The organism is Moraxella sp. CTOTU48841 (genome assembly GCF_032061225.1).
Classification (GTDB): domain Bacteria; phylum Pseudomonadota; class Gammaproteobacteria; order Pseudomonadales; family Moraxellaceae; genus Faucicola; species Faucicola cinerea.
Window position 1 is genome coordinate 22,523 of record NZ_DAMBFQ010000007.1, and the last position, 20,926, is coordinate 43,448.

A 20,926-nucleotide genomic window follows, 5' to 3' on the forward strand; every position below is an offset into this window, starting at 1 on the left:
CGATTCACTGCATACCGACCTGCTTGACAGCGAACTTTTAAAATTTAAGTTAAAGGTAGAGCGCTGGTCACGCGCTACCTTTAGCAATCCAATATCATCAAATTATGCTACACAATCGCTTATTGTGGGTCTGCCATGGTCGTTTTTAGTAGCGAAGTAATGTTCGCGGCTTTTGGTTTGACCAAATAGAACTTACGCACATAATGCTCAAAGTCGTCAAGGATAGTTTGGCCCCATTGGCTACCTGTTTTTGCCACGTGAGTTTTGATAATCGACATCAAGTTGATACGGTGATTTTCTGTTTGCTCACTTGAGATACGATGCATATCGATAAGCTCATGGTTACAACGGTCAAAGAAATCGCCATCTAAATCAAGCACGTAAGCAAAACCGCCTGTCATACCAGCACCGAAGTTTAGCCCTGTTTTACCCAAAACCGTCACCACACCCCCTGTCATGTATTCACAGCAGTGGTCGCCGGTACCTTCAACCACCGCAAAACAACCTGAATTACGAACCGCAAAACGTTCACCTGCAGTACCTGCCGCATACAGATGACCGCTTGTGGCACCATACAAGCAGGTGTTACCGATGATAGCAGTTTGCTGGCTAGCAAAAGTCGAGCCTTTTGGTGGGTAAATCACGATTTCACCCCCTGCCATGCCTTTACCGACGTAGTCGTTGGCATCCCCTTCAAGCTTAATGTTTAAACCGCCTGCATTCCACACACCTAAACTTTGACCCGCAGTGCCGGTTAGGTGCAAGTTAATTGGCGCGCTTGCCATACCATTGTTACCATGCAGCGCAGCAATCTCCCCTGAGATACGCGCACCGATAGAACGGTCACAGTTGCCAATACGATAGCTAAAGTCACCGCCTTTGGCTGATTTGATGGTATCCATCATATCGATAACCATTTGTTCAGCAAGCAAGCCTTTGTCAAATGGCTCATTGCGCTCAACTTGACAAGTTTGTGGTTTGCCATCGCCTTTGCTATGGGTAAATAATAAAGGCGCTAAGTTTAGGTGTTGTTGCTTGTTGGTGGTGCCTGACATGACTGATAGCAAGTCGGTGCGCCCCACAAGCTCTTCCATTGAGCGCACGCCCAATGCCGCCAACCATTCACGGGTTTCTTGTGCCACAAATCTAAAGAAATTAATCAGCATTTCGGCTTCACCGATGAAATGCTCATCGCGCAGTTCTGATTTTTGCGTTGCCACGCCCGTTGGGCAGTTGTTTAAGTGACAGATACGCAGGTATTTACAGCCCACCGCAATCATTGGCGTGGTACCAAAACCGAAGCTTTCCGCCCCCAATATTGCCGCTTTTACTACGTCCAAACCAGTCTTTAGACCACCATCCGTTTGCACGCGTACTTTATGACGTAACCCGTTGACACGAAGCGATTGGTGCGCTTCAGATAAACCTAGCTCCCAAGGCGAGCCTGCATAGTGAATTGATGACAAGGGTGACGCTGCGGTACCACCATCATACCCTGAAATGGTAATCAAGTCGGCATACGCTTTTGCCACACCCGTTGCAATAGTGCCTACACCTGGGCGCGAAACCAATTTGACTGACACAAGCGCGTTTGGATTGACTTGTTTTAAGTCAAAAATTAGCTGCGCCAAGTCTTCAATCGAATAAATATCATGATGCGGTGGCGGTGAAATCAAGGTCACGCCTGGCACTGAGTAACGTAAACGCGCAATTAAGCTATTTACTTTACCACCGGGTAACTGACCGCCTTCACCGGGTTTTGCCCCCTGCGCGATTTTAATCTGCATCACTTCTGCAGAACGCAGGTAAGCCGGTGTGACCCCAAAACGACCTGAGGCGACTTGTTTGATTTTTGAGTTACGAATCGTGCCATAACGTGTGGGATCTTCACCGCCCTCACCCGAGTTTGAACGTCCGCCAATCGTGTTCATCGCGGTTGCAATCGCCTCGTGTGCTTCTGGCGACAAGGCGCCTAATGACATACCTGCTGAGTCAAAGCGTTTTAGGATTTGTTCAATAGGCTCAACGTCATCAACACTGATGGATTTGCTAGTATCTAACTGCAGCAAATCACGTAACGTCGCTACGGGGCGGCTGTTGACAATCGACGCATATTCTTTGTAGTTGTCGTAGTCGCCCGTGCGTACCGCTTTATGTAGCGCTTGAATCACATCTGGGTTGAAGGCGTGGTATTCTTTGTTAAAGACGAATTTTAACAAGCCGCCTTGGTCAAGCGGTACACGTTTGGTAAAGGCATTGTTTGCCAAAATTTGTTGGTCAATCGCCAAATCTTCAAACGTAGCACCTGAGATACGGCTTTCAACTCCAGTAAAACAAAGCTCAACCACTTCTTCTGATAAACCCACCGCTTCAAACAATTGCGCACCGCGATAAGAAGAGACGGTAGAAATACCCATTTTTGATAGGATTTTTAATAAGCCTTTATCCAAGCTTTTGCGGAAGTTATTTTTGGCGTACAACGGGTCACCAAGCAAGTCGCCTTTATCGACCAAGTCTGCAATCACATTGTAAGCCAAGTAGGGATAAACTGCGGTAGCACCAAACCCTAATAAGACCGCTAATTGGTGCGAATCACGTACCAAACCTGTTTCGATGATTAAGTTGGCATCTGCGCGTAAACCCACATTAATCAAGTGATGATGCACCGCACCCGTCACCATAATGGCATTGGCAGGTACTTTACCTTTTTCGATATTGCGGTCAGATAATACAATCAGTACTTTACCTGCACGTACCGCTTCGGCAGCTTGCTCACAGATATGTTTGATGGCATCTTCTAATGCCATTGATTCATCATAATTTAAATCAATGGTCTCAATTTCAAAACCTGGTTTTGTGACGCTGCGTAGTTGCATCATTTTGCTCGATGACAACACAGGCGATGACAATACAATACGGTTAGCGTGGTCTGGCGTGGGTTCAAAAATATTCTTTTCGCTACCTAAACAAGTTTCCAATGACATCACAATCGCTTCGCGCAGCGGATCGATTGGTGGGTTGGTAACCTGAGCAAATTGCTGACGGAAGAAATCAGCCACGTGACGAACTTGTTTTGACAGTACTGCCATCGGGGTATCATCGCCCATTGAACCAACGGCTTCTTGACCGTTTTCGGCTGAAGGACGGATTATTTCTGTGCGTTCTTCATTGGTGATATGGAACATTTTTTGCAGTGCTAGCAGATGCTCGCCTGTTTCACGTTGCTCGTAAGCTTTTTCTTCTAGCTGTTCATCATCCCGTAGACGTACCGCATTTTCACGTAACCATAGCCGATATGGGTGGGCTTTTTTCAGCTGACGACCCACGGCTTTGGTATCCATGATGTTACCAGTTTCGGTATCAATCACTAGCATTTGACCCGGTCCGACGCGGCCCTTAGCAATCACGTCTTCAGGCTGATAATCCCAAGTACCGATTTCTGAAGCCACGGTGATATAGCCATTTTTGGTAGTCACCCAACGTGATGGACGTAAACCATTGCGGTCAAGCATACAAACTGCATAGCGACCATCTTGGATCACTAGACCAGCTGGGCCATCCCACGCTTCCATGTGCTGTGAGTAAAACTCATAAAACGCGCGTAAATCCATGTCCATGGTGTCAACATTTTGCCATGCTGGCGGCACGAGGATAGAAAGCGCACGGAATAAATCCATGCCCCCTGACACCAGTACTTCAAGCATATTGTCTAAGCTTGATGAGTCAGAGCCCACACGGTTGACGAGTGGCTGTAATTCTTGCAGCTCTGGAATCAAATCGGTGACAAATTTTGGCGTACGCGCGACTGCCCAGTCACGGTTACCATCAATGGTGTTTAATTCACCATTGTGGGCAAGATAGCGAAAAGGCTGGGCTAGTGGCCATCTTGGCAGGGTATTGGTTGAGAAACGTTGGTGGAATACCACAATGTGTGATGCCAAACGTTCGTCTTGTAAATCCAAGAAGAACGCGGGTAAATCGGCAGGCATGACTAAGCCTTTATAGATAACCACTTGTGAAGTCAATGACGTCACATAAAATAAAGGGTCATCTTTTAGCGCGATTTCTGCTTTGCGGCGTGCAACGAATAATTTACGGTTAAACGTTGCCTCGTCCATATTGATAGGGCAATTGACTAAAATTTGCTTAAAGCCTGGGAGTGATTCACGGGCAATGTCACCCACAATACTTAAATCAACCGGCACATCACGCCAGCCAGCGACTAGTAAACCTTGTGCTTCAATCGCTTGGCTTAGGGTATCTTGGCTATGCTGTGCTAATGCTTTATCAAGGTTAACAAATACCGTGCCGACGGCAAAAATTTCGTTTAGGGTAAAGCCATTGTCTGATGCGATTTTTTTAAAGAATACCTTGGGTGTCGCAATCAATAAACCACAACCATCGCCTGTCTTACCATCAGCTGCCACGCCACCGCGGTGGGTCATACAGCTTAAACTATGAATCGCTGTTTGCACTAAGTCATGACTAGCTTCACCATGGGTATGCGCAATCAAACCAAACCCACAGTTGTCTTTGAACACATCGGGTTGATAAAGATTATGCTGATCTGAATACTGATTTAAAGACATAAGCGTGTTCCCTTAACAAGCTGGTAGCAAAGAAATGGGCATACTATAAATATGTGCAATGTTTGCTATTGAATCATAAAAGATTGGAATAGATAATCGTCATGTTTGTTATCTATATGTACCATAAGAAATCAAAATGATACCCTTCGTTATATTAACGAAAAAGGCTATAAAAATCCACTGTTATTTGAATCCCAAAACTAACCAAGTCGTCTAAAGTCACTAGTTAGCTTGGGACTTCTGCTTGATTAACTCGCCCATGCTATCCTTTGAGGCATCTTTCGGTTTTGGCTTTTCTTCAGACGGCTTGCTGTGGGTTTGTTTGGGTTTAACTTCAGCATTATCGTTCTTGCTATTGATAACTTTTGGTTCTGAACGAGGCGCGTTTGAAGCGTTATGATTGTCGCTTTCAGCAATCACTTTACCTTCTTGGATAGAAAGGGTCTCTTGAGGATTAGTTGACTTTTCAATGCTGGTTTTTGGCGCCATGCGTTTTGGTTCTGCTGGTGGGGTGGTAGCCGGTTGTGGTTGTCGTTCAACTTTGGCTTTTGGTGCGGGCAATAATTTTGGTGTGGAGGTTAGTTTGACTTCTCGCGCGGCTGTCTTACCGACATCACGAAGGGGCGGCGCCACTTCATACTCATCCATTTGCGGGGCATACATTTTAAATTCTTCAGGAAATGCCTTGACCTCTTTTGGTAAATTAAAATTCACCACCTTAGCCGCGCCAACCGCTTCTTGTACTGAGCCAAATACGCCATAGGTGACAACAAAGCGTTTTTGGTTATGCGCATCAACGATACGAAAATAATTAAATTTGTCACGATCGTCACGACTATTTAGGTAATCGGTGACCACTTCGTGCTCCACCACGTTCATGACTTGAACTGTCCATTTACCATTATTGGCCTTGATAAAGCGACTGTCCTTAAATTCTTTGGGATAGTTGCGCATATCACGAATCACCGCATCAAATTTGATGGGTCTAACTTTGGTATTAAGCTCTTCAGGTGTTTTTGCCAATAGTAGCGCGGTGGGATCTTGATTGAGATTGGCATTACTCGCCGCTTTCACCGCACTTTTGGCAGGCTTTACCGCAGAAGCAATCCACACCATGACCGTCAAGCCGCCTGCAATCGCCGCTAAAATCAGCCAAGTGGTCACTTTAAATGCCCATGAACGATACAGCGTAGATAAAGAATGCACCATAAAACAACCTTCTGTCCGAGGTAAGGTTAACGCCCGATAGGACGCTTTAACCCATCTATAAAATTTATATCAATTAGCTTTGTCAGTCAAAGCCAGCACGTCTGTCAGTAACGCTGGATCATACGCTGACGTCAATACCGCTTGTCCCAATTTTTCTAGTAATACTAGACGAATTTTGCCGGATTTGACTTTTTTATCATGCCCCATCAAATCCAGTGCCGTATTCACCTCGATGGCTGGCGGATGGGTGGGTAAATCAGCACGGGCGATTAAAGAACTGGCTCTGTCAACATCATCCGCGCTAAGCCACCCTTGTTTTTGTGATAACTGCATCGCTTGAATCATGCCTACCGCGACTGCTTCACCGTGCAGCCAATTGCCATAACCTTCATGCGTTTCAATCACATGACCAAAGGTATGACCAAAATTAAGCAGCGCACGCGTATTAGCTTCAAACTCATCTTGCGCCACAATATCCGCTTTATGCTGGCAAGAAATCAGTACCGCTTGGGCTAACAAATTCAAATCGAGCGCGTGTAACGATGTCATATGGGTTTCAAGCCAAGCCAAAAACGCCACATCGCCGATTAACGCGTATTTGATAATTTCTGCTAACCCTGCTGATAATTCACGCGGTGGCAAGGTTTTTAAGGTGGTCATATCTGCCAAAACAAGACGCGGCTGCCAAAACGCGCCAATCATATTCTTGCCCAAGCGATGATTGATGCCTGTTTTGCCGCCGACGCTAGAATCCACTTGCGATAACAACGTTGTGGGAATTTGGATAAAATTCACACCGCGCATAAAACTTGCTGCCGCAAAACCCACCATATCACCAATGACGCCACCACCAAGGGCAATCAGCGTACAGTCACGGTTAAAGTGATTTTCCATCAACTGATCATAAATACTATCAATGCTTTGCTGGGTTTTATACTGCTCACCATCAGGTAAAATACAAGTCTTAATGAGTTTATCGGCAGGCAAACGTGCGACGAGTTTATCAAGATATAGGGGTGCAACTGTCTCATTGGTGACAACCAATATTTGTTTGCCATCAATATAGTCAGCAAAATCAAAGGTTTCGATGAGATTTTCCCCAATAAAAATGGGATAGTCGTGTGAACGTGTATGGACAATTAACTCACGGCGCATGGCAGTACTCATATCAATGTTATTTTTTGGCATCTAGCAGGTTGTCATCAATTAGCTTGTCATATCTAGAGTGCTACATTTAGACGGTTATATTGGCGTCTTGCAATTGCAGCAAAATGTCATGCACCATTTTTTTTGGGGAACTGTGACCCGTAACAATGGTGATATCGGCAAGCTGCTGATAAATTGGGTCACGTTTACAAAACAGTTCGGTTAGCTTCTGCTTAGGATTGTCTATTTGTAATAACGGACGATTGCGGTCACGACAAGTGCGTTCATATTGAATGTCAACTTCTGCCCGCAAATAGATGATAATACCACGTTTTAAAAAATGGTGATTTTCAGCAATAGTAACTGCCCCACCGCCTGTGGCTAGTACGATATTATCGAGCTGGGTTAGTTTATCAAGCACACGTGTTTCGCGTTGACGAAACCCTACTTCACCCTCTTTTTCAAAAATCCAGCTAATACTCGCGCCTGAGACGCGTTCTATTTCCTGATCACTGTCATAAAACGTAAACCCAAGTTGCTGCGCCAACAGTTTACCAATTGTCGTCTTACCCGCCCCCATTGGACCAATCAAAATAATTAACGGCTTAGGTTGATTACACTCCATAAAAAAACCACAAATCACTCTATAATATATTGAAAACATTATACTGTGATTTGTGGCAATGCGCTATAACACTATTTTGTTATACAACAGCTCTATTAGGGAGTAAATTAATTAACACGGCCCATGTCATTCACCAATTTTGGGGTCACAAAAATCAATAATTCTTGCTTGTTATTGCTTTTTGAGGTACGTTTAAAGAAGCGATCAACATAAGGTAAATCCCCTAAGAAAGGGATTTTAGTCACATCGTTACCTAAGGTATTTTTAAACACGCCACCGAGCACAACCGTTTGACCATCATCGACGACCACATTGGTTTTAATCGAATCTTTAGAAACCGCTGTCGCACCATTGACGATAGTTGGTGAACCATTTTCAATACTCAAATCCATGCCAATACGACCTTCAGGGGTGATATTAGGGGTCACTTCAAGACTCAATGCCGCTTCGACAAAGCTCGTTGAGGTCGCCCCACTGGCAGAGGCTTCTTGATAAGGGATTTGTGTGCCTGACATGATTCTGGCGGTTTGTTTGTCGGCGGTTAGCACTTTTGGACTGGAGATGACTTCACCCTTGTTATCCGCCTGCATGGCTGACAACTCTAAATCTAATAGTAAATCTGAAATGCTCAACAAGCCAAAAGCAATCGAGCCTGCGGCGTTGGTTGCCCCCAAATTGACACTGAGGTTATTAGCGGCAGTGAGACCGCTATAGACTGGATAGGTAGTACCATCGGAATTTGTAGCTGTGGTATAAGTCTTAAGGCTATCAATGGTACTTAAATTACCACCCACCAGCAGGTTACGATTACTTGCCGCACCTTGCGATAAAATGCCCCATTTCACCCCAAGTTCTTTACTAAAGGTGTCTGTCGCACTCACAATGCGAGCTTCAATCATCACTTGTTTGACGGCAATATCGATTTTACTAATCAAATCACGGATGTTGCTGATGGTTTCAGCCGTATCTTTAACAATCAAGGTATTGGTTCTGGCATCGATTGTAACTGTACCTCTGTCTGTTAACAGTGAGGTATTGCTGCTCGAACGATCGGATGTTGCTCTGCCTGCTTCAATCAATGTTCGTACATTTTCTGCTTTAGCATAGTTGAGTCGGATATATTCGGTACGCAGGGGGTCTAATACTTTTTTCTCTTGTTGCGCTTTTAACTCATCGGCTTCTTGTTTGGCAAGTTCTGCCGCGGGTGCCACCCAAATTACATTACCATTAACCCGTTTATCCAAATTTTTACTTTTTAGGATAATATCTAGGGCTTGATCCCAAGGCACGTTAATCAGACGCAAGGTAATATTACCACTGACGCTGTCACTGGCAACAATATTGGTATTGGTATGTTGTGCCAACACTTCTAAAATCGTACGCACGCTGACATCTTGAAACTCTAGTGATAAAGGCGCCCCGCTATAGGTACGCTCCTCAAGGGTCGGCTCGCGCAGACGCTTGGGGGGATCGATATTGATATTTAGCTGATTACCTGTTTGAAAGGCTCTATAGTCATAATCGCCTGTCATGGTAATACGAATCACGCCATTGCGTCCTTGGTTGGTTGCGATAACATCACGCACCAAGCCGTTACCGACGGTCATTTGTTTTTGCAGACGACTGGGAATGGTAGCGCCTGTCAGACGAATGACTAACTCATCACCCGTGCGCTGGACATCCACAGGGATGCTGTCATTCACCAAATTAATGCTAACATTACCGCCGCCGTTCGAGGTGCCATTAAAATTAATCGCCGCTAGACCGTCATAGTTGTATTGTTGAACAACGGCGGCAGCAGGATTTAATAAAGGATTGACTTTGACTACCATGGTATTGGCGGGTGGAGCGACTTTTGGTGTTTGGGTCACGACGGCAACAGGTGGCGGCGTTTGCACGACCACAGGTGGCGGTGTAGCAATCACAGGCGCAGCTTCAGTCACTACGGCAGCAGGCGTTACCACCGCGGGCTGACTCACAACGGCCGCTGTAGTCACCACAGGTGTAACGATAGCTGGATTGGTAGCTGCTGTGGTTTTCGGCTGCATTGATACTACCAGGCGATTATTAATCACACGTGTACTAAAGGTCGCTTGATTTGACAACTCAATAATCATACGTGTCATACTGTCATTGGTCAGCGTGGTGATATTTTTGACATAGCCTTGGTTATAAGTTTGCATCCGTGATGCAATTTGATTATTCACATTGGGGAAATCCAACACCAATCGTGTGGGTGAGGCAAGTTCATAAGCCGTCGGCGTCACAGCACTGTTAGCGAAGTCGATATTGAGTTCTGTTAGCACAGCGCTCGGCGTGGTAACCGAGATATTTCTAATGGTATCAGCTGCAAACACACTGCTAGATACTAACATCGCACTCATCGCTACCGCAAGCTTAGACGTTGAAGTTCGAAATGGATAGGCATTAAAATTCATTGAATTATCCCTTTGTTTTATTGACTAACTGCGGCAACAATTGAGTTTGCTTTTTCGACATAGCCGACACGACTGTCTGGTATGATTTCAATTAAGTTAATTTGGGTTGGGGTAATCTCTGCAATACGCCCCTCATTTTTACCCATATAATTACCCACTTTGACACTGGCGATCCCCCCATCTGGGCGTTGCACAAGACCATACACCTCGCCAGATGATGACACCATCGTACCTTTATAGGTAAGCTCATTCAACTCAAATTGTTCAAGTGGCTCTTTGAGTCGGGACACATCCGGTCTCACCCCTTTCATTTGCTGTACTTGATTGGCTTGCAGCATTAAACTAGGCGGCATAAATGGACTACGCAGCGGTGAAGCGCTGTAATTAAACTCTTGTACCACTTCGGGTGTCGGCGGTGGCTTTACCGATTGCGCGGGCTGGTTACGGATGTCCTGCATTTTTTGCTCTGCCAAACCGACACGGTCGGTACAGCCAGATAACAGGGCTAATAGGGCTAAGCAAATAGAGAGCGGTTTTTTATTAATTGCCATTATTCGCTTCCTTATTGTCAGGTCCCGCTGAATTTTTTTGATTATCTTTTTGTGCCTTCTTTAATTCTTCTTCAGTTAACTCTTTTGAACGATAAGTTTTAACGTTCAAAACAAGATTGGTTTCTGGTAGCTTGTCTAGGCTAGGACTAGGGTTGGTGACCTCAAAGTCATGCAGGGTAATAATGCGAGGTAATTTAGCAAGCCCACTAATGAATGAGCCAAATTGGTGATAGTCTCCTAAAGCGGCAATACGAATTGGCTGCTCAATAAAGAACTCTTGGGAGACTTCGGGTTCAACTTTGATATCCTGAAATTTAATGTTACTGCCCACACCAACCATATTAATCCCATCCACTAGGTCAGAAATACGGGTGTCTTTGGGTAATTGATTGAGCAGTTCTTTAAAATCAGACTGCATTTTTGATACTTGCGCCTGATATTCTTTTAGATGACGTGCTTTGGATTCTTTTTGGCGATATTCATCTAACAAGGTTTGCTGCTCGGCTTCGGCAGCGGCAATCTCATCACGTTTGGTACTAATCGGCAAAAACCAAGTTAAAAAGGCGATAACAGCAACCATAAATAGCAATACGGTAACCTTAACAGGCACAGGCCAGCTACCATAATTATTTTGGTCTAGGGATTTAAAGCTTTCGGTAAAGGCTTTAACATCAAACGATTTTTTTGCGGGAATGTGAACGGGTTTTTTGACGAGTTTCGGTCTTTTTAGCGGATTGGTTAATTTCACCGTTATTTCTCCTTACTCGCACTTGCCGCAACGCCACTTGCAGCGGTGGCACTGGCGATGTCGGTTTGCTTAACCATGGTTGTTACCACAAAAGTCACGTAATTGGCTTCTGGTAATGTTGCGCTGGTACTGCTAGCACTGATGTTACCAGCAGCAGGTGCGGGTTTGGGTGCTTGATAAGCCACCGCATTGGGCTGCTGTATACTGACCACCGCCGATTTTTCTAACCACTGCGTCCCATCAAGACTGCGCATAAATGTTGAAATCACATTCGGGTTGTCGGCTTGACCGGTAAAGGTGATGGTATCAGCTTCACGCTTCATACTGGTTAAATACATTTGTGCGGGGATAATTCTGGCAATATCTTCCCAAATACGGACAGGGACAGGGCGACGGCCTTGCAAGTCTTGAATCACTTTCATACGCGCAATGATATCATCACGCTGCTGCTCGAGGGTTGCGATTTCTTTTAACGCCTTGTCTAAATTAGCGTTTTCTTGTTTGATGCGTTCATTAGCAAGCTGCTGGTTTTCTAGGGTATTTTTATAGTAACTCCATGCCGCAAAGGCACCAAGTAGTGATAATAATAATACCGCAACCACTAAAGTCATAAACTCACGGTTTCTTTGTTCACGAAGTTCTTGACGCCAAGGAAGTAAATTAATCTTTGCCATTAATCAAAACTCCGTAACGCCAAGCCACAAGCTGCTATTAAGCTTGGCGCGTCCATAATCAGTAATTCAGTGTTGATATGGTTATTAATCGTCATATTTGAAAATGCATTGGCAATACCTGTGCGAGTACCAAGTTTTTGTTCAACCATGCTCGCTAGACCCGCAATGCTGGCACTACCACCGCCCAACAAAATATAGTCTACTTGGCTATTTTGGCTGGATGAAAAATAAAACTGCAGCGAGCGGGTGATTTGCTGCACAATAGCATCTAAAAATGGCAGTAACACATCCGTATAGTAATCATCTGGCAATGACAGGGTGCGCTTGTTAATCATCGCCTCCTCGAACGTCAAACCATAACGACTTTGAATACTTTCAGTTAACTGGGCGCCGCCAAAAAGCTGTTCACGGCTGTATACAAACTCCCCGTCCTTTGCAATATAAAGCGTGGTTTGGCTGTGCCCGATATCAATAAGGGCTATATGCTGAGGTTGACCTGGCAAGCTATCGACCATCAATTGAAAGGCGCGTTCAACTGCGTAAGACTCCACATCCACAATTTTAGTATCCAGCCCCGCCAAAGCACCCGCGTCGACACGTTGGTCAACGTTTTCAGTGCGAGAGGCAACTAACAATACCTTACACATATCAGGCGTAGCTGAAGGGCCAATCACTTCAAAATCTAAATTAACTTCTGATAAAGGATAGGGAATATATTGGTCAGCATCTAGACGTATAAGGGATTCTCGTTCAAGCTCTGTGAGATCCGCTTCCATCTCAATGATTTTGCTAATAACCGAAGAGCCTGCTACGGCTGTCGCAATATTTTTGCTGGAAAAACCTCTGCTACGAGATAATCTTGCGAGGGCGTCACTGACCGCTTCAATATCTACAATATTTTTATCAACAACAGCACCGCGGGGTAACGGTTCAATGCCGTAATTTCTTAAATGAAATAGACCTTGCTGCCGTGTTATTTCAACCATTTTGATCGCAGTGGTGGTGATATCTACCCCAACGACTAGCTTGTTGTTTTTTGTAAATAACCTCACAAGTTTGTTCCTTGTATACTAAGTTCAGTAACGTGATTTTTACTACGCTACAATACTTTAGAAATTTATTTGATTCAACCATTAGTTGTCACTAATTTATTGGGTGGTTTAAAAACAAGCGAAAAGCAAAATAGATTTTTCACAGAACTCAAATTTTTTTAGGTATAATAAAGCTTTATTTTGCTTTGAGCTAATGACTTTATGACCCAGTCGACTGCTGCTACCTTTACTTGGATGAAATTTTTACTCAATCTTTTGGTTGCAATTTTAGCGTTTCTTTTTATTTTGGTATTAGCTTTCCCCATCGGTTTTTATGGTATGGCGATGTATATATCACCTAGCCTACCAAGCTTAGATGACCTTAAAAAAGCCAAGCTGTCAATGCCCCTACAAATCTATACCGAGGACAACCAATTAATTGGTCAATACGGTAATGATATGTCTTTGCCAGTGAGTTATGAGCAAATTCCCAAAAATATGGTTAATGCTTTTTTAGCGGCCGAAGATTCGTCATTTTTTCAGCACAGTGGTATCAGTATTAAGGGCATTGGGCGCGCACTGACCGAAGCGGTTAGCGACGACGATAGCCAAACAGGTGGGTCGACGATTACCCAACAGGTTGCCAAAAATTATTTTTTATCCTCCGAACGTACCCTTAATCGTAAATTAACGGAGTTATTTCTAGCCCGTAAAATTGAAGAAAAACTGTCCAAACAAGACATCATGACCTTATATGTTAATAAAATCTATTTGGGTCAAGGTGCGTATGGGATTAAAGCTGCCGCTAAGCAATATTATAGTAAATCATTGAATAACCTAACCATTGCAGAAATGGCAATGATTGCCGGTCTGCCAAAAGCGCCATCCAAATACAATCCTGTTGCCAACCCTGAGCGCGCGTTAGAGCGGCGTAACTGGATTTTGGGTCAGATGCTTAAAAATGGCGCAATTAGCCAAGCGCAACACGACGAAGCGGTTGCCGCACCCATTGGACTGCGCCTATACCAAGCTAAACTTGATAAAAACTTACCGTATTTGGCGGAAATGACTCGTGCCTCATTGGTGGAACAATATGGCGAAGCTGTCATCAATTCGGGCTGGCGCGTGAAGCTTACCATTAATAGCGAAGCACAAGAAATTGCAGAAAACGCCATTAAACGCGGTTTATTTGCGTATGATCGCCGCCACGGTTGGCGCGGCGCCCCGGCTAATACAAAAGATAAAGAAAAACTTGGTAAGCTTGCCAACTTCCCGGTTATCCATTCTTTTTATCCGGTTGAAGTCACCAAAGTCTATCCTGGCAATGGCTTTGATGCGGTCATGAAAGACGGTACTCAGATTAAAGTACCTTGGTCAAACATGCGCTGGGCGACGCTGCACTACCGTAATCCAAACTCAGCATTTATCTCCAACAACATCGTCAATCTGCATGATATTGTGTATGTGACATCAAATGCTGACAACAGCAGCTGGAGCTTGGTACAAATTCCAGCCGTTGAAGGTAGCCTAGTATCTGTCAATCCAGAAACTGGCGCGTTACTTGCTGTCGTTGGTGGCTTTGATTTTAATAAAAGTAAATTTAACCGCGCCATTCAAGGCTATCGTCAGCCTGGCTCAACCATCAAACCATTAGTTTACGCCACTGCCTTAGAAAAAGGCTTTAGCCCGGACACCATGATATCTGATGATCCATTGACCGTCGGTTCTTGGAAACCCAAGAACTCAGATGGGCGCAATTTGGGGATGATTCCACTGCGTAAAGGTTTATACCTATCACGTAACCTAGTATCAATTCGGGTACTACGTTCAGCGGGTATCTCTGATACGCGTGAGCTACTCAATGAATTTGGGTTGGAAAAAGAACGCATGCCAAACACCTTATCATTGGCACTCGGTTCTGGTGAAGCGACCCCATTACAGATGGCTACGGGCTATGCGACCTTTGCCAACGGCGGTCACCGTATTCAACCTTATTTTATTCAGCAAATTTTTGACTACAACGGTAAGCTGCAATACCAAGCCAATCCAAAACAAGCCTGTGCAGTATGTTTTAACAATGATTTACAGCAAACCAATGAAGATAACTTAACCGCCTTCCAAGAACAACAAACTGCTTTGTTAAGTGGCCAAAGTAAAGACACGCAAGCAGGCGATAAAGCGACTGAAAAATCTGATTTATTCAACGCAAACCCACTGGCTAAAACCAACGAAAAAGACAGTTTAAACAAACAAGATAAGAAAAAACTTAGCAAAGAAGAAGCGGCATTAGAAGCCAGCACTCAGCAAATGCTAGCACGCCAAGCGTCCCTTGAAGCGCAACTATATGATGCCGGCCCCGACACTGATAAGCTAAAACCCATGCCTATTCAGTATATTCCAGCGCAGCAAGCGCCCCGTATTCTTTCTTCTAACGTGGCATTCCAAATGGCCAATATCTTACGTGATGTCATCCAGCGCGGTACCGCGGTTAAGGCGCGGGCGTTAGGTCGCTCAGATTTGGGTGGCAAGACAGGTACTACCAATGATGCCAAAGATGCGTGGTTTGCCGGTATCAACCCCAGAATGGTGACGACAGTTTGGGTCGGTTTTGACCAACCCATCGGTATGGGTAAAAAAGAATTTGGTGGCGTGGCGGCGCTACCTATTTGGATGGATTTCACCTCTAAAATGCTCAAAGGTCAACCTGTGGAATGGGTATCAGTGAATAATCGCGCCAAATCCAAAAAACAGGAGCAGGAAACCATTGAGCTCACTGATAAGGGTACTAGACGCGTCGATAGCAAGGGCAATGAAATCACCCGTGATGACAGTAAACCCCCGCAAGCGGTTACCCGAAAACGTCCTGAGGAACAAGCTTCCGTGCCGATGCCCACGATGGGTAACAATATCAACTACGCTCAGTTAAATAGCAATAAACCACTGAATGAATGAGTCGTTAATAAACCTTAGTTAATAAACCTTAATAAAAAAGCTCGATCATGAATCGAGCTTTTTTATGGTCCTTGCTAAGCACCAAGGTTGATTAAACAATTAAAATTCAATCATCCCTTCTCGCAAACTATCGATAGTATTAACCAAATCGCCACGCCATTGGCGAATCATATCGACTGAAATATTGGTACTTGATGGACTTGCCATAACATCAATCACTGGCAGTTTAGCATTTTTGTTGCTTTCATCACTCTCATTTCCAAGATTCTGTGGCACAGGTTTATAGATAATTTGCTGCCATGCTTTTTCGATGTCGCCCAAATAATCATTAGCTAATAGTTGCTTTAACCGCATGACTTCAGGTGATACTTGGGTTTTAGCCTCCAAGGCATCACTAATTGATTGCAGACTCGGGTTTGGCATAGTTAAATTATAATAGCGCGCTACTTCTTGTAAAAATGCCAAATACCCGCCGTACAAATGCATGAGTGCGCTTTCAATATGTGCTTCCTGTAATTGCCCTTTTGGCGTCTGTTCAGCTTGCTGACAATAAATTCGGCAAAAATACATTTTTTGATTAGTTCTATCTGCTTGATAACGTGCAACACGACCTGCCATATTGTTTCCTTAGACATTTGATACGGATATTTTGATGAAAAAAAAGGCCAGTTGCAAGCACCGGCCTTTTTATGACTGATTAACGATTATTTTGCATCTTGGCTATTAAACTCTTCAGCAAATTTGTCTTCAAATGACATTGACGCAGGCTCCATGTTTTCGGCAAACAAGGTGTCTAGTGCTTCTAGCTGCTGATTTTCAGTAGCTTCTGTAGCGGTGGTTTTACCGCTCTCTAGACGCTGGGCATGGTAAGCTAAACCAGTACCTGATGGTACCAAACGACCTACCACCACGTTTTCTTTTAGACCACGTAAGTCATCAATCTTGCCAGTAACTGCTGCCGCCGTCAATACGCGCGTTGTCTCTTGGAATGACGCCGCAGAAATAAAGCTTTCAGTTGCCAATGAGGCTTTGGTGATACCGAGCAATAAACGGTCAAACTTGACTGGGAATTTGTTTTCTTCGTCGAGTTTTTTGTTCATGGCGACGATATCAGCGTATTCAGCTTGGTCACCTTTGAAGTAGCTTGAATCACCGCCATCGGTAACTTCAACTTTACGTAGCATCTGACGAATAATCACTTCAATATGCTTGTCGTTGATTTTTACCCCTTGTAAGCGGTAAACGTCTTGTACTTCATTGACGATGTAATTGGCAAGCTCAGTTTCACCTTTTAAGCGTAAAATATCATGTGGGTTTTGTGGACCATCGGCAATCACCTCGCCACGCTCAACACGTTCACCCTCAAACACGTTGATTTGACGCCATTTTGGAATCAACTCTTCATGCACTTCGCCATCATCATTGGTAATGATAAAGCGGTTTTTACCTTTGGTGTCTTTACCAAAGCTTACTGTACCACTCATTTCCGCCATAATCGCATGATCTTTTGGACGACGCGCTTCAAATAAGTCAGCAACACGCGGTAGACCACCGGTAATATCTTTGGTACCTGATGATTCTTGTGGTACACGACCTAAAATCGAACCTGTTGTTACCTCATCGCCTTCACGCACACGAATAATGGTTTGCTGTGGTAAGAAATACACCACTTCTTTACCCTCTTTGGTATCAAGGATAATCGCAGGACGTAAATCTTTACCTGAGCTTGGGCGGTCTTTGGTCGCCAAGATTTCGTATGAGCTCATACCTGTTGCTTCATCGATTTTCATGGTGGCGGTTAAGCCATCGGTGATTTCGCTAAAGCGTGCGGTACCTGATACCTCGGTAATGATTGGATGGGTATGCGGATCCCATTTACCAATGGTTTGACCTGGGGTAACTTCGGTGCCATCAGCCACTAAAATTGACGAACCATACGGTGCTTTATAGCGCTCACGCTCACGGCCCAATTCATCGGTAATACTAATTTCTGCAGAGCGAGATACCACTACCAAATGACCATCGGCATGGCTTACAGATTTCAAGTTTTGGAAGCGAACAGTACCGCCTTTATTAACCTGAATACTGTTTTCCACGGCTGCGGCGCTCGCGGCACCCCCCACGTGGAAGGTACGCATGGTTAGCTGAGTACCCGGCTCACCGATTGATTGCGCCGCCATAACACCCACAGACTCACCAATATTGACGCGGTGACCACGTGCTAAGTCACGACCATAACATTGTGAACAGACACCATGTGGCACTTCACAAGTAATCACAGAACGTACCCAAACTTCGTCAATACCATGTTCATCAAGTACTTTTACCCAATGCTCATCCAGCAAGGTACCTGATGGGATGGCTAGTTCGCCTGTTTTATTTGACATCACATCTTTGGCGGTAACTCGGCCCAGCACGCGGTCAGCCAATTGTTCAATGATTTCACCACCCTCAATGTGTGGCTTCATCAAGATACCTTTATCGGTACCACAATCAGGCTGGGTGATAACCAAATCTTGCGCAACGTCAACCAAGCGACGGGTTAAGTAACCTGAGTTTGCTGTTTTGAGTGCCGTATCAGCTAGACCTTTACGGGCACCGTGCGTCGAGATAAAGTACTGTAAAACGCTTAAGCCTTCACGGAAGTTAGCTTTAATTGGGGTTTCAATAATCGAGCCGTCTGGTTTTGCCATCAGACCACGCATACCTGCCAACTGACGAATCTGCGCCGCACTACCACGCGCACCTGAATCCGACATGATATAAATCGAGTTAAACGATTTTTCTTTTTCCGCTTCACCTTGGCTATTGATAACGGTATCTTGTGATAGGTTATCCATCATCGCTTTGGCGATTTGGTCATTGGTACGTGACCAAATATCAATGACTTTGTTATAACGTTCACCCGCAGTCACGAAACCTTGTTCAAACTGGCTTTCAATCTCACGAACTTCCGCATCCGCCGCTTCGATGATTTTGTTTTTGGTAGGTGGAATGAGCATATCTTCCATACCAATGGATACGCCTGACAACGTTGCTTGGGCAAAACCCAAATACATCAATTGGTCAGCAAACATGACGCTGTCTTTCACGCCCATTTTGCGGTAGCAAGAATTGATAAGGCGAGCGATGTTTTTCTTGGTCATCTCTTTGTTGACTTCGTCAAAGCTCATACCTTTTGGGGTGATATTCCAAATCAAACAGCGGCCGGCAACGGTGTCAACCATTTTAGTAACGCTATTGGCATTGCCTTCTTCGTCATACGTGGTTTCTTCAATACGTACTTTAATTTTGGCATTGACGCTTAAATCACCGGTACCTAGCGCGCGATACACTTCTTTCACGTTGGAGAAAGTCATGTTTTCGCCTTTGGCATTGATATGCGAACGGCTGATGTAATATAGCCCCAATACAACGTCTTGTGATGGTGTGATGATTGGCTCACCATTGGCAGGTGACAAGATGTTGTTGGTTGACATCATCAAGGCACGGGCTTCAAGCTGGGCCTCCAAAGTTAACGGTACGTGTACCGCCATTTGGTCACCATCAAAGTCGGCGTTGAACGCGCTACAAACTAGGGGATGTAGCTGAATCGCTTTACCTTCAATCAGTACAGGCTCAAATGCTTGTAAGCCCAAACGATGGAGAGTCGGTGCACGGTTTAGTAGCACTGGATGTTCACGAATCACGCTGGCAAGCATATCCCACACCGCTGGTTCTTCACGCTCAACCATTTTCTTAGCGGCTTTGATAGTGGTCGCAATACCATTTTGTAAAAGTTTGGCATAAGTAAATGGTTTGAACAGTTCAAGTGCCATTTTTTTAGGCAAGCCACATTGGTGTAGACGCAGGTATGGACCCACGGTAATGACCGAACGACCTGAATAGTCAACACGTTTACCAAGAAGGTTTTGACGGAAACGACCTTGTTTACCTTTAATCATGTCAGCTAAAGATTTTAATGGACGTTTGTTGCTACCTGTAATCGCACGACCGCGGCGACCGTTGTCAAGCAGTGCATCCACTGACTCTTGTAACATACGTTTTTCGTTACGCACGATGATGTCAGGCGCATTGAGCTCCAACAAGCGTTTTAAACGGTTGTTACGGTTAATGACGCGGCGATATAAGTCATTTAAGTCTGAAGTGGCAAAACGACCCCCTTCGAGCGGTACCAATGGACGCAAATCAGGTGGCAATACAGGTAACACCGTCATTACCATCCACTCAGGTTTATTGTTCGAATCACGGAATGACTCAAGCAATTTTAGGCGCTTTGACATTTTTTTAAGTTTAGTTTCTGAACCGGTGTTAGGAATTTCTTCACGTAACTGGTCGATTTCCAAATCCACGTCAATATCACGCAGCAAGTCTTGCACCGCTTCAGCACCCATTTTCGCGGTGAATTCATCACCAAACTCTTCAAGTGCTTTGAAGTAATCTTCATCATCGAGTAACTGATATTTTTCAAGGGTAGTTAAACCTGGGTCAGTCACGACATAGCTTTCAAAATACAATACGCGCTCGATATCACGCAAAGTCATATCAAGTAGTAGACCAATACGGCTTGGTAATGATTTTAAGAACCAAATATGCGCAACTGGGCTTGCCAGCTCAATATGACCCATACGCTCGCGGCGTACTTTGGCAGCGGTCACTTCAACGCCACATTTTTCACAGATCACGCCTTGGAATTTACGGCGTTTGTATTTACCACACAAGCATTCGTAGTCTTTAACAGGTCCAAAAATTTTGGCACAAAAAAGACCATCACGTTCTGGTTTGAAAGTACGATAGTTGATGGTTTCAGGCTTTTTAACTTCCCCATGCGACCAAGATTTGATGGTGTCAGGTGAGGCAAGAGAAATTTGAATGCTGTCGAACTCTTGGTTACCAGAGTTGGCAGGGCTTTTCATGATGTCTAATAAGTCTTTCAAACTGCTTCTCCATCGATTAAATTGAA

12 protein-coding genes are annotated in these 20,926 nt (G+C 44.6%); 1 reads left to right on the top strand and 11 read right to left on the bottom strand.

Features of this window, described 5'->3' with window-relative positions; translation table 11 throughout:
- Nucleotides 1-119: 119 nt before the first annotated feature.
- The 9 genes from gltB to RT034_RS08195 form a co-directional block, all read right to left on the bottom strand.
- Nucleotides 120-4,589 (bottom strand): glutamate synthase large subunit, encoded by a 4,470-nt coding sequence (gene gltB / locus RT034_RS08155; RefSeq protein WP_313015876.1) that lies wholly within the window; start codon nt 4,587-4,589, stop codon nt 120-122.
- Nucleotides 4,590-4,811: 222 nt separating this feature from the next.
- A complete protein-coding gene (locus tag RT034_RS08160; RefSeq protein WP_313015878.1) occupies nt 4,812-5,798 on the bottom strand; it encodes a hypothetical protein in 987 nt (328 codons plus the stop codon).
- A 69-nt stretch (nt 5,799-5,867) separates the two neighbouring features.
- Complete coding sequence (gene aroB, locus RT034_RS08165; RefSeq protein ID WP_313015958.1) at nt 5,868-6,965, bottom strand: 3-dehydroquinate synthase; 1,098 nt, start codon at nt 6,963-6,965, stop codon at nt 5,868-5,870.
- A 67-nt stretch (nt 6,966-7,032) separates the two neighbouring features.
- On the bottom strand, nt 7,033-7,569 hold the full coding sequence (locus RT034_RS08170; RefSeq protein ID WP_313015880.1) for a shikimate kinase: 537 nt from the start codon (nt 7,567-7,569) through the stop codon (nt 7,033-7,035).
- Nucleotides 7,570-7,676: 107 nt separating this feature from the next.
- On the bottom strand, nt 7,677-10,007 hold the full coding sequence (gene pilQ / locus RT034_RS08175) for a type IV pilus secretin PilQ (RefSeq protein WP_313015883.1): 2,331 nt from the start codon (nt 10,005-10,007) through the stop codon (nt 7,677-7,679).
- 17 nt (nt 10,008-10,024) lie between these two features.
- Entirely contained in the window at nt 10,025-10,558 is a 534-nt protein-coding gene (locus RT034_RS08180) for a pilus assembly protein PilP (protein WP_313015885.1), read from the bottom strand.
- Nucleotides 10,548-11,306 (bottom strand): type IV pilus inner membrane component PilO, encoded by a 759-nt coding sequence (locus RT034_RS08185; RefSeq protein ID WP_409566346.1) that lies wholly within the window; start codon nt 11,304-11,306, stop codon nt 10,548-10,550. Before RT034_RS08185 ends, RT034_RS08180 begins: the two co-directional genes overlap by 11 nt.
- Before the next feature lie 2 nt (nt 11,307-11,308).
- Nucleotides 11,309-11,980 carry a PilN domain-containing protein gene (locus RT034_RS08190; protein WP_313015888.1) on the bottom strand — a complete coding sequence of 224 codons (672 nt, stop codon included), beginning with the start codon at nt 11,978-11,980 and terminating at the stop codon, nt 11,309-11,311.
- On the bottom strand, nt 11,980-13,032 hold the full coding sequence (locus RT034_RS08195; RefSeq protein ID WP_050324000.1) for a pilus assembly protein PilM: 1,053 nt from the start codon (nt 13,030-13,032) through the stop codon (nt 11,980-11,982). The genes RT034_RS08190 and RT034_RS08195 overlap by 1 nt, the downstream gene beginning before the upstream one ends.
- A gap of 201 nt (nt 13,033-13,233) precedes the next feature.
- On the opposite strand from RT034_RS08195, the gene RT034_RS08200 reads away from it, so the two are divergent.
- The gene (locus RT034_RS08200) at nt 13,234-15,963 is read left to right on the top strand and encodes a penicillin-binding protein 1A (RefSeq protein ID WP_313015892.1); all 2,730 of its coding nucleotides are present in this window, start codon (nt 13,234-13,236) and stop codon (nt 15,961-15,963) included.
- Nucleotides 15,964-16,062: 99 nt separating this feature from the next.
- Here RT034_RS08200 and RT034_RS08205 read toward each other — a convergent pair whose 3' ends face one another.
- Nucleotides 16,063-16,581 (bottom strand): DUF6586 family protein, encoded by a 519-nt coding sequence (locus tag RT034_RS08205; protein WP_313015895.1) that lies wholly within the window; start codon nt 16,579-16,581, stop codon nt 16,063-16,065.
- An 86-nt stretch (nt 16,582-16,667) separates the two neighbouring features.
- Nucleotides 16,668-20,900, bottom strand: a complete 4,233-nt coding sequence (gene rpoC / locus RT034_RS08210) for a DNA-directed RNA polymerase subunit beta' (protein ID WP_313015897.1) — start codon at nt 20,898-20,900, stop codon at nt 16,668-16,670.
- Between the last annotated feature and the right edge of the window lie 26 nt (nt 20,901-20,926).

Excerpts from the sequence above, each read along its gene's own strand:
- gltB (WP_313015876.1), bottom strand. The coding sequence starts at position 4,589 with ATGTCTTTAAATCAGTATTCAGATCAGCATAATCTTTATCAACCCGAT.
- RT034_RS08160 (WP_313015878.1), bottom strand. The coding sequence starts at position 5,798 with ATGGTGCATTCTTTATCTACGCTGTATCGTTCATGGGCATTTAAAGTG.
- aroB (WP_313015958.1), bottom strand. The coding sequence starts at position 6,965 with ATGAGTACTGCCATGCGCCGTGAGTTAATTGTCCATACACGTTCACAC.
- RT034_RS08170 (WP_313015880.1), bottom strand. The coding sequence starts at position 7,569 with ATGGAGTGTAATCAACCTAAGCCGTTAATTATTTTGATTGGTCCAATG.
- pilQ (WP_313015883.1), bottom strand. The coding sequence starts at position 10,007 with ATGAATTTTAATGCCTATCCATTTCGAACTTCAACGTCTAAGCTTGCG.
- RT034_RS08180 (WP_313015885.1), bottom strand. The coding sequence starts at position 10,558 with ATGGCAATTAATAAAAAACCGCTCTCTATTTGCTTAGCCCTATTAGCC.
- RT034_RS08190 (WP_313015888.1), bottom strand. The coding sequence starts at position 11,980 with ATGGCAAAGATTAATTTACTTCCTTGGCGTCAAGAACTTCGTGAACAA.
- RT034_RS08200 (WP_313015892.1), top strand. The coding sequence starts at position 13,234 with ATGACCCAGTCGACTGCTGCTACCTTTACTTGGATGAAATTTTTACTC.
- RT034_RS08205 (WP_313015895.1), bottom strand. The coding sequence starts at position 16,581 with ATGGCAGGTCGTGTTGCACGTTATCAAGCAGATAGAACTAATCAAAAA.